We start from the raw sequence: 15,993 nt of genomic DNA, 5'->3' as shown, positions 1-15,993 counted from the left end.
TTTTTTTCGGGAAGTAGCTCAGCTTGGTAGAGTACTTGGTTTGGGACCAAGGTGTCGCAGGTTCGAATCCTGTCTTCCCGATGTTTATTTTATTAAAATAAACATGAGACCTTTGAGAACTGAATAAGACGAACCAAAAAGTGAAGAGGGGTTTATAAGCAGTATAGACTCCGTCAAAGCAAAAATAAATCTGTCAGCGGACAGAAAAGAACGAGTAAGTTCAAACTAAATGAGAGTTTGATCCTGGCTCAGGACGAACGCTGGCGGCGTGCCTAATACATGCAAGTAGAACGCTTTGGACTGGTGCTTGCACTAGTTCAAGGAGTTGCGAACGGGTGAGTAACGCGTAGGTAACCTACCTGATAGCGGGGGATAACTATTGGAAACGATAGCTAATACCGCATAATAGAGTAAGACACATGTTTCACTCTTAAAAGGGGCAACAGCTCCACTATGAGATGGACCTGCGTTGTATTAGCTAGTTGGTGAGGTAAAGGCTCACCAAGGCGACGATACATAGCCGACCTGAGAGGGTGAACGGCCACACTGGGACTGAGACACGGCCCAGACTCCTACGGGAGGCAGCAGTAGGGAATCTTCGGCAATGGACGCAAGTCTGACCGAGCAACGCCGCGTGAGTGAAGAAGGTTTTCGGATCGTAAAGCTCTGTTGTTAGAGAAGAATGGTAATGGGAGTGGAAAATCCATTACGTGACGGTAACTAACCAGAAAGGGACGGCTAACTACGTGCCAGCAGCCGCGGTAATACGTAGGTCCCGAGCGTTGTCCGGATTTATTGGGCGTAAAGCGAGCGCAGGCGGTTTTTTAAGTCTGAAGTTAAAGGCAGTGGCTTAACCATTGTATGCTTTGGAAACTGGAGAACTTGAGTGCAGAAGGGGAGAGTGGAATTCCATGTGTAGCGGTGAAATGCGTAGATATATGGAGGAACACCGGTGGCGAAAGCGGCTCTCTGGTCTGTAACTGACGCTGAGGCTCGAAAGCGTGGGGAGCAAACAGGATTAGATACCCTGGTAGTCCACGCCGTAAACGATGAGTGCGATGAGTGCTAGGTGTTAGGCCCTTTCCGGGGCTTAGTGCCGGAGCTAACGCATTAAGCACTCCGCCTGGGGAGTACGACCGCAAGGTTGAAACTCAAAGGAATTGACGGGGGCCCGCACAAGCGGTGGAGCATGTGGTTTAATTCGAAGCAACGCGAAGAACCTTACCAGGTCTTGACATCCTTCTGACCGGCCTAGAGATAGGCTTTCCCTTTTGGGCAGAAGTGACAGGTGGTGCATGGTTGTCGTCAGCTCGTGTCGTGAGATGTTGGGTTAAGTCCCGCAACGAGCGCAACCCTTATTGTTAGTTGCCATCATTAAGTTGGGCACTCTAGCGAGACTGCCGGTAATAAACCGGAGGAAGGTGGGGATGACGTCAAATCATCATGCCCCTTATGACCTGGGCTACACACGTGCTACAATGGTTGGTACAACGAGTCGCAAGCCGGTGACGGCAAGCTAATCTCTGAAAGCCAATCTCAGTTCGGATTGTAGGCTGCAACTCGCCTACATGAAGTCGGAATCGCTAGTAATCGCGGATCAGCACGCCGCGGTGAATACGTTCCCGGGCCTTGTACACACCGCCCGTCACACCACGAGAGTTTGTAACACCCGAAGTCGGTGAGGTAACCGTTTAGGAGCCAGCCGCCTAAGGTGGGATAGATGATTGGGGTGAAGTCGTAACAAGGTAGCCGTATCGGAAGGTGCGGCTGGATCACCTCCTTTCTAAGGATAAGGAACTTTTTGGGATTTGTCTTATTTAGTTTTGAGAGGTCTTATAATAGAATAGACACACCACTAATAATGAAACCAGCCGTTTATTAGTCGGGGGCCTTAGCTCAGCTGGGAGAGCGCCTGCTTTGCACGCAGGAGGTCAGCGGTTCGATCCCGCTAGGCTCCATTATCTAGGATACAAAGAGATGTTCGGCTTGCCGAAATTTCTGTAGAAAAATAGGAAACAGACGCTGTGTGCTTGCACACAAGGAAGTTTATCTTTTTTCCTAAGAAATTAATCTCGTGTTCCACTAGATAAATGATATTTGAATACGAACCTAAACTTACTAGAAATAAGTCAAAACCATCTGGTGTCTGAAGACACCTCACTGGTTTGTTCCTTATTTTACGCAAGTTTTACGACAAGTCGTAACGGTTCTTAAAATCATAATAGTCCATTGAAAATTGAATATCTATATCAAATTCCACAATTATGAAAATGATTGTAGAAAAGTAACAAGAAAGAAACCGAAAAAAAGATAAACGCGAACCTATTAAAAAAATAAAGAAGGTCGAAAGACTGGAACTAAGGTTAAGTTAATAAGGGCGCACGGTGGATGCCTTGGCACTAGAAGCCGAAGAAGGACGTGACAAACGACGAAATGCTTTGGGGAGCTGTAAGTAAGCGCTGATCCAGAGATGTCCGAATGGGGGAACCCACTAACTAAAGGTTAGTATCCATAACTGTTAAGGTTATGAGAAGGAAGACGCAGTGAACTGAAACATCTAAGTAGCTGCAGGAAGAGAAAGCAAAAGCGATTGCCAAAGTAGCGGCGAGCGAAAGGGCAAGAGGGCAAACCAAGGAGTTTACTCCTTGGGGTTGTAGGACTGCGACGTGGGATCAGATACTATAGACGAATGACCTGGGAAGGTCAGCCAAAGGGAGTAACAGCCTCGTAGTTGAAATAGTAGATGACTCTAGCAGGATCCTGAGTACGGCGAGACACGCGAAATCTCGTTGGAATCTGGGAGGACCATCTCCCAACCCTAAATACTCTCTAGTGACCGATAGTGAACCAGTACCGTGAGGGAAAGGTGAAAAGCACCCCGGGAGGGGAGTGAAAGAGAACCTGAAACCGTGTGCCTACAAGAAGTTCGAGCCCGTTAATGGGTGAGAGCGTGCCTTTTGTAGAATGAACCGGCGAGTTACGTTTACGTGCGAGGTTAAGTTGAAGAGACGGAGCCGTAGGGAAACCGAGTCTTAATAGGGCGAAATAGTACGTAGATGTAGACCCGAAACCATGTGACCTACCCATGAGCAGGTTGAAGGTGCGGTAAAACGCACTGGAGGACCGAACCAGGGCACGTTGAAAAGTGCTTGGATGACTTGTGGGTAGCGGAGAAATTCCAAACGAACTTGGAGATAGCTGGTTCTCTCCGAAATAGCTTTAGGGCTAGCGTCGAAGTAAGTCTCTTGGAGGTAGAGCACTGTTTGGGTGAGGGGTCCATCCCGGATTACCAATCTCAGATAAACTCCGAATGCCAAGACGATATATTCGGCAGTCAGACTGCGAGTGCTAAGATCCGTAGTCGAAAGGGAAACAGCCCAGACCACCAGCTAAGGTCCCCAAATAATTGTTAAGTGGAAAAGGATGTGGGGTTGCACAGACAACTAGGATGTTAGCTTAGAAGCAGCTATTCATTCAAAGAGTGCGTAATAGCTCACTAGTCGAGTGACCCTGCGCCGAAAATGTACCGGGGCTAAAACAATTTACCGAAGCTGTGGATTACCTTTAGAGGTAATGGTAGGAGAGCGTTCTATGTGTGAAGAAGGTATACCGTGAGGAGTGCTGGAACGCATAGAAGTGAGAATGCCGGTATGAGTAGCGAAAGACAGGTGAGAATCCTGTCCACCGTAAGACTAAGGATTCCAGGGGAAGGCTCGTCCGCCCTGGGTTAGTCGGGACCTAAGGAGAGACCGAAAGGTGTATCCGATGGGCAACAGGTTGATATTCCTGTACTAGTATGTATAGTGAAGGAGGGACGCAGCAGGCTAACTAAAGCGTGCGAGTGGAAGAGCACGTCTAAGCAGTGAGGTGTGAGATGAGTTAAATGCTTATCTCTGTAACATTGAGCTGTGATGGGGAGCGAAATGTAAGTAGCGAAGTTAGTGATGTCACACTGCCAAGAAAAGCTTCTAGCGTTTAACTACATACTACCCGTACCGCAAACCGACACAGGTAGTCGAGGCGAGTAGCCTCAGGTGATCGAGAGAACTCTCGTTAAGGAACTCGGCAAAATGACCCCGTAACTTAGGGAGAAGGGGTGCTGATAGTGATATCAGCCGCAGTGAATAGGCCCAAGCAACTGTTTATCAAAAACACAGCTCTCTGCTAAATCGTAAGATGATGTATAGGGGGTGACGCCTGCCCGGTGCTGGAAGGTTAAGAGGAGGGTTTAGCGCAAGCGACGATCTGAATTGAAGCCCCAGTAAACGGCGGCCGTAACTATAACGGTCCTAAGGTAGCGAAATTCCTTGTCGGGTAAGTTCCGACCCGCACGAAAGGCGTAATGATTTGGGCACTGTCTCAACGAGAGACTCGGTGAAATTTTAGTACCTGTGAAGATGCAGGTTACCCGCGACAGGACGGAAAGACCCCATGGAGCTTTACTGCAGTTTGATATTGAGTATCTGTAGGACATGTACAGGATAGGTAGGAGCCATAGAGAACGGGACGCCAGTTTCGTTGGAGGCGTTGTTGGGATACTACCCTTGTGTTATGGCTACTCTAACCCGGATAGGTTAGCCCTATCGGAGACAGTGTCTGACGGGCAGTTTGACTGGGGCGGTCGCCTCCTAAAGAGTAACGGAGGCGCCCAAAGGTTCCCTCAGACTGGTTGGAAATCAGTCGCAGAGTGTAAAGGTATAAGGGAGCTTGACTGCGAGAGCAACACCTCGAGCAGGGACGAAAGTCGGGCTTAGTGATCCGGTGGTACCGCATGGAAGGGCCATCGCTCAACGGATAAAAGCTACCCTGGGGATAACAGGCTTATCTCCCCCAAGAGTTCACATCGACGGGGAGGTTTGGCACCTCGATGTCGGCTCGTCGCATCCTGGGGCTGTAGTCGGTCCCAAGGGTTGGGCTGTTCGCCCATTAAAGCGGCACGCGAGCTGGGTTCAGAACGTCGTGAGACAGTTCGGTCCCTATCCGTCGCGGGCGAAGGAAATTTGAGAGGATCTGCTCCTAGTACGAGAGGACCAGAGTGGACTTACCGCTGGTGTACCAGTTGTCTTGCCAAAGGCATCGCTGGGTAGCTATGTAGGGAAGGGATAAGCGCTGAAAGCATCTAAGTGCGAAGCCCGCCTCAAGATGAGATTTCCCATGATTTTATATCAGTAAGAGCCCTGAGAGAAGATCAGGTAGATAGGTTAGGAGTGGAAGTGTAGTGATACATGAAGCGGACTAAAACTAATAGCTCGAGGACTTATCCGAGGATAATAGAAAAGTTTATTGACATAGAGGTAGAGTTCTTGTTAAGATAGAGGTATTCAATTTTGAGTGGACGATTAGAAGACAGTTCACCCAAGCAGTTAAGTGACGATAGCCTAGGAGATACACCTGTTTCCATGCCGAACACAGCAGTTAAGCCCTAGAACGCCTGAAGTAGTTGGGGGTTGCCCCCTGTTAGATACGGTAGTTGCTTAGCCAAAGGAAGTTTAGCTCAATGGAGTTAAAGTTCCAACCATGGGAGTTTAGCTCAGCTGGGAGAGCATCTGCCTTACAAGCAGAGGGTCAGCGGTTCGAACCCGTTAACTCCCATAGTATTGAAAAGATACAGGTCCCGTAGTGTAGCGGTTATCACGTCGCCCTGTCACGGCGAAGATCGCGGGTTCGATTCCCGTCGGGACCGTTTTATAAGTCCGTTGGACTTATAAAAGTTGCGGATTGAATAAGCGGAGCTTATGTCATTCGTTACTCAATTGAAGAAAATCAATTAAAAACATTAAATGATGAAAAGACTCGTTAGCTCAGTTGGTAGAGCAATTGACTTTTAATCAATGGGTCACTGGTTCGAGCCCAGTACGGGTCATGTCAGCGGGTTTGGCGGAATTGGCAGACGCACCAGATTTAGGATCTGGCGCTTAACGGCGTGGGGGTTCAAGTCCCTTAACCCGCATAATAGAGAGCCGGCTTAGCTCAGTTGGTAGAGCATCTGATTTGTAATCAGAGGGTCGCGTGTTCAAGTCATGTAGCCGGCATTAATAGAATGCGAACGTAGTTCAGTGGTAGAACATCACCTTGCCAAGGTGGGGGTCGCGGGTTCGAATCCCGTCGTTCGCTTGTGAGGAGCCGGGGTGGCGGAACTGGCAGACGCACAGGACTTAAAATCCTGCGATGGTTCACATCGTACCGGTTCGATTCCGGTCCTCGGCATAACATTTATAGAGCACCCTTAGCTCAACTGGATAGAGTACCTGACTACGAATCAGGCGGTTAGAGGTTCGACTCCTCTAGGGTGCATTTTTTTCGGGAAGTAGCTCAGCTTGGTAGAGTACTTGGTTTGGGACCAAGGTGTCGCAGGTTCGAATCCTGTCTTCCCGATTTATGGCGGTGTAGCTCAGCTGGCTAGAGCGTCCGGTTCATACCCGGGAGGTCGGGGGTTCGATCCCCTCCGCCGCTATAATTTAGTTATATGGATTGACTTTGGACCTTTAGCTCAACTGGTTAGAGCACTCGGCTCATAACCGAGCGGTCGTAGGTTCGAGTCCTACAAGGTCCATTAAACGGAGGATTACCCAAGTCCGGCTGAAGGGAACGGTCTTGAAAACCGTCAGGCGTGTAAAAGCGTGCGTGGGTTCGAATCCCACATCCTCCTTTTAAAAGATATCGCGGGATGGAGCAGCTAGGTAGCTCGTCGGGCTCATAACCCGAAGGTCGTAGGTTCAAATCCTGCTCCCGCAATATAGAGTATTAGAGATAATACTTATAGTTGGCTCGGTAGCTCAGTTGGTAGAGCAATGGATTGAAGCTCCATGTGTCGGCGGTTCGATTCCGTCTCGCGCCATTTTAGCGGGTGTAGTTTAGTGGTAAAACTACAGCCTTCCAAGCTGTTGTCGCGAGTTCGATTCTCGTCACCCGCTTTATAGTTTATTCCAAGACTATAGTTATTTTATTGTCTTGGGCGCGTAGCTCAGGTGGTTAGAGCGCACGCCTGATAAGCGTGAGGTCGGTGGTTCGAGTCCACTCGTGCCCATTATTATGGAGAATTACTCAAGAGGCTGAAGAGGACGGTTTGCTAAATCGTTAGGTCGGGAAACTGGCGCAAGGGTTCGAATCCCTTATTCTCCGTTTTGCAAATGTGAATATCGTTTCGATATTCCTTTTTTTATTTTTGAGGGTTTGATATGAATAAGTTTAAAATTTCACGCTTCTTTTTTATTTTAACCATATTATTTATCTGTTTATCATTTTTATTTTTATTGGTAAAAGAATCGTTCTCGCCTTATTTGTCATCTTTAACGCAAAGCTCTTTGTCACGAGTAGATCAGGTTATTTCACGCCCTATTATTACTTTGCAAGAAATTTCTGGTGAGGCAAAAAGTTTTATCAATACCTATAATGAGAATAAAGAATTAAAAGCAAGCTTAGCGACCTCAAAAAGAGATACAGTTAGTGTTAGACAATTAACCTCAGAAAACAGAGAATTAAAAGCTTTGTTGGGTATTGACTATAAGCAGTCTTTTCAGAAATCTGCCGAAGTCATTGTTAGAACTCCAAAAACATGGGGTAATACCATGCGAATAGCTTTAGGAAAGCGTCAAGGTGTGCAAAAAGGGATGCTTGTCTCAACTTCTAAGGGGTTAATTGGGGTAATTAATCAAGTTACACCTCATTTTTCGGATGTTGCCCTCTTAACAAGTGGTCAAACGTTTCATCTTCCAATAAAAATTAACGATGGAAAAAGAACAATATTTGGTAGCTTAAATAGCTATGATTCAGCTGCTAATCTCATCTCCTCTAGTGAATATAATTCTAATACTCCTATTTCTATTGGTACAACGGTATACTCAAGCGGTTTGGATGGTAAATCGCCTTCGGATATTCCTATTGGCAAAGTTGTGAGAACTGTCAATGATGATGATAAATTGAAAAGGAAAATTATGATTCAACTATTTGATGAGGCTTCTGACGTTAATTATGTGTCGGTAGTGGGGAAATAAGATGAAAGTACATTTCAAGAAAATATTTCAATTTTTCCTCATTATTTTATTGATGCTCATCGAAGGGCATTTAGCTGCCTTGGTTCATTTTTTTGTGAATGGTCATATTACAATTTTCCCTATGCTTTTTTTGGCAGCCTTTTATTACTTTTGTAAGCAGTTTAAAATGACGACTTCTTGTTTACTTGCTGTGTTCTTGGGAATGCTTTATGATTATCATTATTTTGCCTATTTAGGAATAATGGTCATTATACTACCAGTTATTACTTTATTTGCCCTTGCTATTTCTCGTTTTTTGGAGTATAGATGGCGATATTTTGAAGAGATACTAATTCTGCTTATCTATCTTTTCTTGGTTCAAGTAACTGCTTATTTTCTTCTGCGTTGTTACCACCGGATTTTTGTGGATTGGGCCTATTTTATTACCTTCCATTTATTGCCGTCGTTACTGGTTACCATTTTTGCAGCTGTCATTGGGAAAAAGCTACTTAATCAGCTATTTGTGTGATTATTACATATAAATGTAATAATAGCGTAATATTAAATCGTGAAAAATCTGATAAAATATAAGATGTCTTATCGAAAAGGAGTAGTTTTTTTAAAATGAAAAAGAGAATATTATTAGCCGTTCTTGTAAGTGGTGCTACCCTTGGAGCAGCTACAGTTGTTAGTGCAGATAACATTGATGTGAAGATTTCTGATGCTGACAAAAAAATCTCAAACCTTACTAGTCAACAGCAAGCAGCAAGTAAACAAGTTAATGCATTACAATCGCAAGTTAGTGCATTACAATCTGAACAAGATAGCTTAGCAGCACAAAACGCAGAGCTTAAAGAGCGTTCAAAACAATATGAACAAGAAATCCAATCTCTGACTAATCAGATTGTTGCTCGTAACGAAAAATTAGCAGAGCAAGCTCGTAGTGCACAGCGTGGTAGTCAGACTTCAACTTATATCAATACGCTTTTGAATTCTAAGTCCATTTCTGATGCTGTAACGCGTTTTTTTGCAATTAGCAGAGCAGTTTCTGCAAATGCTAAGTTGTTAGAACATCAAAAGGCTGATAAAGCAGCTCTTCTAGAAAAACAAGAAGCTAACCAAGCAGCTATTAATACTGTTAGTGAAAATCAACAAGCTTTAAAGGATAATGAAGCTGCTTTAACTACTCAAAAAGCCCAATTAGAAGCTGCTCAATTAGAATTATCAGCCCAGCTAGCTACTGCTGAAGATAAAAAAGCTGAGTTAATTTCTAAAAAAGAGGCCGCAGAAGAAGCTGCTCGTAAAGCAGCTGCCGAACAGGCAGCAGCTAAGGCTAAGGCAGAAGAACAGGCTAAAGCCCAAGCAGCATCAGTAGTTGCTGCACAAGAGCAATTAGCGAAACAGAGTTCAACTGCACCTACAGCAGCACCAAGTTCACTTGTGGCACCTGCAGCTCAAACAGCAGCAACTGCTGCTACAGCGACACCAACTGCAGTCCCACAACCACGGGCTCGTCGTTCTACACCAGCTTCATATACACCATCTATTTCAAACGCAGATAATACTTATCCAATGGGTCAATGTACTTGGGGTGCTAAGGCACTTGCTCCTTGGGCAGGAAACGCTTGGGGCAATGGTGGCCAATGGGCTACAAGTGCAAGAGCAGCTGGTTTTAAGGTTGGTTCAACACCAGTACCTGGCGCGATTGCTGTTTGGAATGATGGGGGATATGGCCACGTAGCAGTGGTAACTTCTGTTGAAAGTTCGTCTAGAATTCGTGTAATGGAATCCAACTTTAATGGAAAACAATTTATTGATGATCATCGTGGTTGGTTTGACCCAACTTCAACCTACCAAGGAGCTGCGGTCTACATCTACCCACATTAATAAGAAATTAAATGATAGGGATTAGCTTTAAGCTAGTCCTTTTTGAATTTGCTTTGGTTGGCTGTTGATTCTAGTTTGGGATCAGTGTTATTTGCAGCGGATGATTGATCACTAAGTAGGATATTGCTTTGGTTTACTTTTACCCAACATTAATTAATGAATGTTATGGCATTACAAAGGTTTAAGGCTTGATTGGAAATGCTTTGAGGTAGCTGTTGTTGGGAAGTCATTGCGCTGTTTGCCTGGTCTTGTTGTAGGGGTAGATGGCTTTAAAAGTACTTTAAGCAGTTGTAGGCAGTGAGTTTTGCAGTGAAGGACTGATGTGGCTTTTGCTTATCATTGCAGGCTGAATGCTGAAAATTCCTGTGATTCAGGCGCTTGCAGGTATTTCTCCTTGTTGAATTACGTTTGAAAAAATGCTAAAAAAGGGTTAAAATGGTAGAGGACTAAAACTTTGGAGGAAATCATGTCTTATTCTGATTTAAAATTGTTTGCCTTATCGTCAAACAAGGAATTGGCGGAAAAAGTGGCATCATCAATGGGTGTTCAGCTGGGGAAATCATCGGTTCGTCAATTTTCGGATGGTGAAATTCAAGTTAATATTGAAGAATCCATTCGTGGGCATCATGTTTTTATTTTGCAATCAACTAGTTCGCCTGTTAATGATCATTTAATGGAAATCTTAATTATGGTTGATGCATTAAAACGTGCTAGTGCTGAAAAAATTAGTGTGGTTATGCCCTATTATGGTTATGCACGACAAGATCGTAAAGCTCGTTCGAGAGAACCAATTACTTCTAAATTGGTTGCCAATATGTTAGAAGTGGCTGGGGTTGATCGTCTTTTGACAATTGATTTGCATGCGGCACAAATCCAAGGCTTCTTTGATATTCCTGTTGATCATTTAATGGGTGCACCTTTGATTGCTAATTACTTTGAACGTCAAGGTTTGGTTGGGGATGATGTGGTTGTTGTCAGTCCTGACCATGGCGGAGTCACACGCGCACGGAAATTAGCACAATTCCTCCAAACCCCCATTGCGATTATTGATAAACGCCGTAGTGTTAATAAGATGAATACGAGCGAAGTTATGCATATTATTGGTAAGGTCGCTGGTAAGAAATGTATTTTAATTGATGACATGATTGATACTGCTGGGACCATCTGTCATGCAGCAGATGCTTTAGCGCAAGCTGGTGCAACAGCTGTGTATGCTTCTTGTACGCATCCCGTTCTATCTGGTCCTGCTCTTGAAAATATTCAAAAATCGGCTATTGAAAAACTGATTGTTTTGGATACGATTTATTTGCCAGAGGAACGGTTAATTGATAAGATTGAGCAAATTTCCATTGCTGATTTGATTGCGGAAGCTATTATTAGAATTCATGAAAAACGTCCGTTGTCACCATTATTTGAGATCGGCCATTAAAAAGTAGTCCTTGGGCTACTTTTTTAATGGCTTTAAACGGTAGGATTTTCTTAAATTTTGTATAATAAAACTAGGCTTAAGAAGGCAGAAATTGAAATAGGAAGGAGACTTATGCGAAGCGTTCAATCCTTGGGTATTGTTCTTTTTAATCGTGATTATCGTGAAGATGATAAACTGGTTAAAATGTTTACAGAGACAGAGGGAAAGCGCATGTTTTTTGTTAAGCATGCTGGTAAATCTAAAGCAGCAGCTCTGGTTCAACCCTTGACGAGGGCAGATTTTATACTGAAAATCAACGATAAGGGTCTTTCTTATATTGATGATACGGGAGAAGTTGAGACCTATCCCAAAATCAATAGTGATATTTTTAAGTTGTCCTATGCTTCCTATTTATTAGCTTTAGTTGATGCTGCGCTACCTGATGGGGAGCCGGATCCTGCTTTATTTGTATTTTTAAGAAAAACATTAGATTTGATGGAAAGTGGTCTTGCTTATGATATTTTAACCAACATTTTTGAAATTCAATTGCTTGATCGTTTTGGCATTCATTTAAATTTTCATGAATGTAGTGTTTGTCACCGGGTGGGATTGGCATTTGATTTTTCACATCAATTTTCAGGAGTGCTGTGCCCAGAACATTATCATCTGGACAAGCGGCGTCATCATCTCAATCCCAATGTGCTGTATTTGCTTGATCAGTTCCATTTGATGAGTATTGATCACTTAACGGCCATTAATTTAAACCCCTCTATAAAGAAGCAATTACGTGCTTTTATTGATGAGCTTTATGAGGACTATGTAGGTCTTCGTTTGAAGAGTAAAACCTTTATTGATCAATTAGATAGTTGGGCAGATATTATGCGCCCTTCGGCTGAGATTAAGGATCCTGCGAGTGATCTTGAGAGGAAGTCTTGATGACATGAGGCTGTTGCTGAAGGCTGCTTAGCTTTATGCTATAATGGAGTTATTCTGTTTAATTTTAGGTAATAAGAATAAGGAGTGATGAGGTATGAAACGAATTGCAGTTGATGCTATGGGTGGCGATAATGCTCCTAAGGCAATTATTGAAGGCGTTAATAGAGCTATTGAAGCTTTTGAGGATATTGAGATTCAGCTCTTTGGTGATGAGGAAAAAATTAAACCTTATTTAACTGCCACAGAACGCGTTACGATTTTCCATACGGATGAAAAAATTGATTCCAATGATGAACCGGCAAAAGCCATTCGACGAAAAAAGCAGGCTTCAATGGTCTTAGCCGCTAAGGCGGTTAGAGATGGTCAAGCAGATGCAGTATTATCAGCTGGAAATACCGGTGCATTGCTGGCAGCAGGCTTATTTGTGGTAGGACGTATCAAGGGTATTGACCGACCCGGTCTTTTATCGACCTTGCCAACGACTGATGGCACAGGTTTTGATATGTTGGATTTGGGGGCTAATGCTGAAAATACGGCTAGTCAGCTTCAGCAGTTTGCTGTTTTGGGTTCTTTTTATGCTCATCATGTCCGTGGGATTGACAAACCACGAGTAGGCTTATTAAATAACGGGACTGAGGAGATGAAAGGTGATCCTTTACGCAAGGAAGCCTACCAACTGCTTGCTAGTGATGCCAGATTTCATTTTATTGGTAATATTGAAGCAAGAGATTTAATGACTGGTGTGGCTGATGTTGTGGTCGCTGATGGTTTCACGGGAAACGCTGTTTTAAAATCGATTGAAGGGACAGCGCAAGCCATTCTTAGCCAATTAAAAACATCTATTAAAAGTGGTGGCTTCAAAGCTAAAGTGGGAGCCTTGCTCCTTAAAAGTAGTTTGTATGATATGAAGAAATCTTTGGATTATTCAAGTGCCGGCGGAGCTGTATTATTTGGTATTAAAGCTCCCGTGGTAAAATCACACGGTTCAAGTGATGCAACTTCCATCTTCTTTACGCTTAAGCAGATTCGTCAAATGCTTGACTCACATGTTGTTGGGCAATTGGTTGAAACTTTTGCACAAGAGCAAGCTTTTGAGGAATAGCTAAGCTGTGTCCATTAGCTGAGTTGGCTGAGCCAATTCTTCGTGCCTATATAGGCTTTCTTTGGCTGCAAGCTTGGAGGAGCAAAAAGTGGCCATGAAGCTCGTGAAGTTTGGTGTATAAGGGTGACTGTTATGTGGCAACATCATTTAATTCGTCTAGTTTTTGCGTTTACAAGCTCATAGCTGTGCTGAGGTAATCGACGCAGCAAGCAGTTAAAGAATGATTTTAAAAATAGTGAGGACGAGGCTGTGCTGGTTAGGCGCTGCTTGTGTGCTCTTTTTAGTACCATAAATAGTGTAAGAAAGAGGAAACTCTTACTTGCACTATTTTTATATAATGAAAAGGTAGTATGACGAGGCTCTTTTTGGATTATAGATATCCGTCACAAAAACTGTCATCTACCGATTCATTATCAGTATTCGATTAAGCAGGTTGGACAAAAAGTCCGCGTAACGAGCTAAAATGACTGGAAATGGGTGCAGGTAGAAACTACAAATAATAATGAGGAGAACAAGGGATGATTTCTATTGGCATTGATATTACTAAAGAAAAATTCACCGCATGTGCATTAGAGCAAGGAAATAAAGTGATTTGGAAATCATATGATGTAATGAATTCCAAATCTGAAATTGAAAAATTTCTCAGACGAATGGCAGATGTAACAGATGTAAGAATTGTTATGGAAGCCACAGGTAAATACCATCTGCCCATTTTATATACCTTAAAGGCAAATGGATACTTTGTAAGCGTAGTAACCCCCCTAAAGATGAAGCAATTCTGTCGATCAATAAGTTTTAGAAAAGCTAAAAATGATCGGCTTGATGCCAAACAGATAGCCGAATACGGTTTAATCTACTGGGACACCCTAGAAAATTACAATCTAGATAATACAAACTACCAAGAACTAAAGCATTTAAACCGTTCTTATCAACACTACATGGAACTAAGGGTCTGTCAAATCAATTTTATTGACCATATCATTGACCAAACATTTCCTGGCATAAAAAAATTAATTCCGCACGGCTCACAAGACTTTTCGAAAGACAAGTTACTAGACTTTCTTGAAAAATGGTGGCATAAGGATAAGGTTCTAGAACTATCAGAAGAAGAATTTGTAAAAAAATATCACATCTGGGCAAAAGAAAAGAGATACCATCCGAATACACAAAAGGCTAAGTCCATCTATAGCCTTGCTCAGGAAGGTATCTCCACTCAACCCTCTAACAGCCCATATATAGAAGCGGACGTACAAGAGAGCATTAAGCTGGTTAAAGGAATTAACCAAAGCTTACATCATATATTATCACAAATGATCGAACTTGCCGAGCCATTAGAAGAATATCAAGAAGCAAAAAAATTTTCAGGAATATCCGATAAATTAGCCGTTCAAATAACGGCGGAATTTGGAGATTTAAGCAAGTTCAGGAATAAGAAATGCCTAATATCCTTTGTTGGAATAGATGCCCCGCCCTATGAATCAGGGAACTTCAAAGCCACCCAACGAAAAATATCAAAAAGAGGAAATTCAATCCTGAGAAAAGTCGGCTACCAGGCAATGAAATGCATGATGAGTGCGAAAAATCAAGACAATGAGATTTACTTATACATGATAAAGAAAGAAAAAGAAGGAAAGCCAAGGAAAGTATGTAAATTTGCAGGTTTGAATAAATTTCTGCGAATCTATTATGCAAAAGTCATGCAAGCTAAGTTGAGAACGGAGCAAAGAAAAGCAGCATAAACTTCAAATAAAACAAATTACCTAGCTGATTTTATTGATTTTAATCAGCTTTTTTGTCATGCACAAAAAACAAAAGTCAAAGTGAAAAAGCACCTTGACTTTTGTTAGCAGGTTTTTGTGCAAAGAAAACGAATGTTAACTTTATTAAAAGATGGAATATCCAATAAAAGTTGAACATTTATGCTTATTATGGTATGATTTAATAAAAAATAATATAAAAGGCGAACGATATGAAGGAGAATCAACTTATTTATTCAGGTAAGGCTAAAGACCTTTATAGCACTGCTGATGAACAGATGATCCGAGTAGTTTACAAAGATCAAGTGACCATGCTTAATGGGCTAAAAAAAGAAGTTGCTATCGGCAAAGGCGCTCTTAATAATAAAATCTCATCTTTGTTGTTTACTAAATTAAATCAGGCTGGTATTTCCACGCATTTTATTAAGCAACTATCTGAGACAGAACAGCTTAACCAGCGTGTGACGATTATTCCACTTGAAGTTGTTCTACGAAATGTGGCAGCAGGTTCATTTTGTAAACGCTTTGGCTTGCCAGAAGGGCAGCTCCTATCAGAGCCGATTATTGAATTTTATTATAAGCAAGATGCCTTAGACGATCCTTTGATGAATGAGGATCATATTCGGGCGCTAGCGATTGCAGATCAGGCTACCATTGAGGCAATTAAGGCAGAGACTAAGCGAGTTAACCACTTATTAAAAGCTTGGTTTGCTTCTATAGATTTGCAACTGGTTGATTTTAAACTAGAATTTGGCTTTGCTCATGACCAGCGTTTGCTCTTAGCTGATGAATTTTCCCCAGACAATTGTCGGTTATGGGATAGGGCGGGAAGGCATATGGACAAGGATGTCTTTCGGCGTGATTTGGGAAACCTCGTGGAAGTGTACCAAGCTGTTTATGATAAATTAAAAGCCTTAGACGAGGCTTAGT

8 protein-coding genes, 19 tRNA genes and 3 rRNA genes are annotated in these 15,993 nt (G+C 42.8%); all 30 read left to right on the top strand.

Annotation, left to right across the window (positions count from 1 at the left end; genetic code table 11):
• Window positions 1-7 precede the first annotated feature (7 nt).
• The 30 genes from K5J94_RS01715 to purC all read left to right on the top strand — a co-directional run bounded on the left by K5J94_RS01715 (window position 8) and on the right by purC (window position 15,992).
• Window positions 8-81: transfer RNA gene (locus K5J94_RS01715), tRNA-Pro, on the top strand.
• 144 nt (window positions 82-225) lie between these two features.
• Window positions 226-1,783 (top strand): 16S ribosomal RNA (locus tag K5J94_RS01710).
• Window positions 1,784-1,885: 102 nt separating this feature from the next.
• Window positions 1,886-1,958: transfer RNA gene (locus K5J94_RS01705), tRNA-Ala, on the top strand.
• A 403-nt stretch (window positions 1,959-2,361) separates the two neighbouring features.
• Window positions 2,362-5,265 (top strand): 23S ribosomal RNA (locus K5J94_RS01700).
• Between the two features lie 98 nt (window positions 5,266-5,363).
• Window positions 5,364-5,479, top strand: a 5S ribosomal RNA gene (gene rrf, locus K5J94_RS01695).
• Together the 16S, 23S and 5S rRNA genes with 19 tRNA genes alongside form the textbook arrangement of a ribosomal RNA operon.
• A gap of 40 nt (window positions 5,480-5,519) precedes the next feature.
• Window positions 5,520-5,592, top strand: a tRNA-Val gene (locus K5J94_RS01690).
• 18 nt (window positions 5,593-5,610) lie between these two features.
• Window positions 5,611-5,683: transfer RNA gene (locus K5J94_RS01685), tRNA-Asp, on the top strand.
• Between the two features lie 107 nt (window positions 5,684-5,790).
• Window positions 5,791-5,863: transfer RNA gene (locus tag K5J94_RS01680), tRNA-Lys, on the top strand.
• Window positions 5,864-5,868: 5 nt separating this feature from the next.
• Window positions 5,869-5,950 (top strand) — tRNA-Leu (locus K5J94_RS01675).
• 9 nt (window positions 5,951-5,959) lie between these two features.
• Window positions 5,960-6,032, top strand: a tRNA-Thr gene (locus tag K5J94_RS01670).
• Window positions 6,033-6,042: 10 nt separating this feature from the next.
• Window positions 6,043-6,114: transfer RNA gene (locus K5J94_RS01665), tRNA-Gly, on the top strand.
• 8 nt (window positions 6,115-6,122) lie between these two features.
• A tRNA-Leu gene (locus K5J94_RS01660) sits at window positions 6,123-6,207 on the top strand.
• A gap of 13 nt (window positions 6,208-6,220) precedes the next feature.
• Window positions 6,221-6,294, top strand: a tRNA-Arg gene (locus tag K5J94_RS01655).
• Window positions 6,295-6,301: 7 nt separating this feature from the next.
• Window positions 6,302-6,375: transfer RNA gene (locus K5J94_RS01650), tRNA-Pro, on the top strand.
• A 5-nt stretch (window positions 6,376-6,380) separates the two neighbouring features.
• Window positions 6,381-6,454: transfer RNA gene (locus K5J94_RS01645), tRNA-Met, on the top strand.
• A gap of 25 nt (window positions 6,455-6,479) precedes the next feature.
• Window positions 6,480-6,553 (top strand) — tRNA-Ile (locus K5J94_RS01640).
• A gap of 6 nt (window positions 6,554-6,559) precedes the next feature.
• Window positions 6,560-6,649, top strand: a tRNA-Ser gene (locus K5J94_RS01635).
• 12 nt (window positions 6,650-6,661) lie between these two features.
• Window positions 6,662-6,735, top strand: a tRNA-Met gene (locus K5J94_RS01630).
• Window positions 6,736-6,765: 30 nt separating this feature from the next.
• A tRNA-Phe gene (locus tag K5J94_RS01625) sits at window positions 6,766-6,838 on the top strand.
• Window positions 6,839-6,843: 5 nt separating this feature from the next.
• Window positions 6,844-6,914, top strand: a tRNA-Gly gene (locus K5J94_RS01620).
• Window positions 6,915-6,953: 39 nt separating this feature from the next.
• A tRNA-Ile gene (locus tag K5J94_RS01615) sits at window positions 6,954-7,027 on the top strand.
• Window positions 7,028-7,034: 7 nt separating this feature from the next.
• Window positions 7,035-7,122 (top strand) — tRNA-Ser (locus K5J94_RS01610).
• A 56-nt stretch (window positions 7,123-7,178) separates the two neighbouring features.
• On the top strand, window positions 7,179-7,994 hold the full coding sequence (mreC, locus tag K5J94_RS01605) for a rod shape-determining protein MreC (protein WP_159565223.1): 816 nt from the start codon (window positions 7,179-7,181) through the stop codon (window positions 7,992-7,994).
• A gap of 1 nt (window position 7,995) precedes the next feature.
• Window positions 7,996-8,502 carry a rod shape-determining protein MreD gene (mreD, locus tag K5J94_RS01600; protein WP_221913283.1) on the top strand — a complete coding sequence of 169 codons (507 nt, stop codon included), beginning with the start codon at window positions 7,996-7,998 and terminating at the stop codon, window positions 8,500-8,502.
• A gap of 95 nt (window positions 8,503-8,597) precedes the next feature.
• Complete coding sequence (pcsB, locus tag K5J94_RS01595; protein WP_221913281.1) at window positions 8,598-9,860, top strand: peptidoglycan hydrolase PcsB; 1,263 nt, start codon at window positions 8,598-8,600, stop codon at window positions 9,858-9,860.
• A 466-nt stretch (window positions 9,861-10,326) separates the two neighbouring features.
• Window positions 10,327-11,289, top strand: coding sequence for a ribose-phosphate diphosphokinase (locus tag K5J94_RS01590; protein WP_159545970.1), 963 nt, complete (start codon window positions 10,327-10,329; stop codon window positions 11,287-11,289).
• A 111-nt stretch (window positions 11,290-11,400) separates the two neighbouring features.
• The gene (gene recO / locus K5J94_RS01585) at window positions 11,401-12,204 is read left to right on the top strand and encodes a DNA repair protein RecO (protein WP_221913279.1); all 804 of its coding nucleotides are present in this window, start codon (window positions 11,401-11,403) and stop codon (window positions 12,202-12,204) included.
• 94 nt (window positions 12,205-12,298) lie between these two features.
• Window positions 12,299-13,306: a phosphate acyltransferase PlsX gene (plsX, locus tag K5J94_RS01580; protein WP_159565119.1), complete on the top strand. Its 1,008-nt coding sequence runs from the start codon at window positions 12,299-12,301 to the stop codon at window positions 13,304-13,306.
• A gap of 518 nt (window positions 13,307-13,824) precedes the next feature.
• Window positions 13,825-15,045, top strand: coding sequence for an IS110 family RNA-guided transposase (locus K5J94_RS01575; RefSeq protein ID WP_221913277.1), 1,221 nt, complete (start codon window positions 13,825-13,827; stop codon window positions 15,043-15,045).
• 230 nt (window positions 15,046-15,275) lie between these two features.
• Window positions 15,276-15,992, top strand: coding sequence for a phosphoribosylaminoimidazolesuccinocarboxamide synthase (gene purC, locus K5J94_RS01570; protein ID WP_159549418.1), 717 nt, complete (start codon window positions 15,276-15,278; stop codon window positions 15,990-15,992).
• Window position 15,993: the final 1 nt, after the last annotated feature.

The organism is Streptococcus halichoeri (assembly GCF_019774635.1).
Classification (GTDB): Bacteria; Bacillota; Bacilli; order Lactobacillales; family Streptococcaceae; genus Streptococcus; species Streptococcus halichoeri.
Note: the sequence above shows the minus strand (reverse complement) of the source record. Positions and strands in the feature narration are given on the sequence as shown.

What these genes read in the sequence shown, in the direction of transcription:
- mreC (WP_159565223.1), top strand. Translation starts at nt 7,179, where the DNA reads ATGAATAAGTTTAAAATTTCACGCTTCTTTTTTATTTTAACCATATTA.
- mreD (WP_221913283.1), top strand. Translation starts at nt 7,996, where the DNA reads ATGAAAGTACATTTCAAGAAAATATTTCAATTTTTCCTCATTATTTTA.
- pcsB (WP_221913281.1), top strand. Translation starts at nt 8,598, where the DNA reads ATGAAAAAGAGAATATTATTAGCCGTTCTTGTAAGTGGTGCTACCCTT.
- K5J94_RS01590 (WP_159545970.1), top strand. Translation starts at nt 10,327, where the DNA reads ATGTCTTATTCTGATTTAAAATTGTTTGCCTTATCGTCAAACAAGGAA.
- recO (WP_221913279.1), top strand. Translation starts at nt 11,401, where the DNA reads ATGCGAAGCGTTCAATCCTTGGGTATTGTTCTTTTTAATCGTGATTAT.
- plsX (WP_159565119.1), top strand. Translation starts at nt 12,299, where the DNA reads ATGAAACGAATTGCAGTTGATGCTATGGGTGGCGATAATGCTCCTAAG.
- K5J94_RS01575 (WP_221913277.1), top strand. Translation starts at nt 13,825, where the DNA reads ATGATTTCTATTGGCATTGATATTACTAAAGAAAAATTCACCGCATGT.
- purC (WP_159549418.1), top strand. Translation starts at nt 15,276, where the DNA reads ATGAAGGAGAATCAACTTATTTATTCAGGTAAGGCTAAAGACCTTTAT.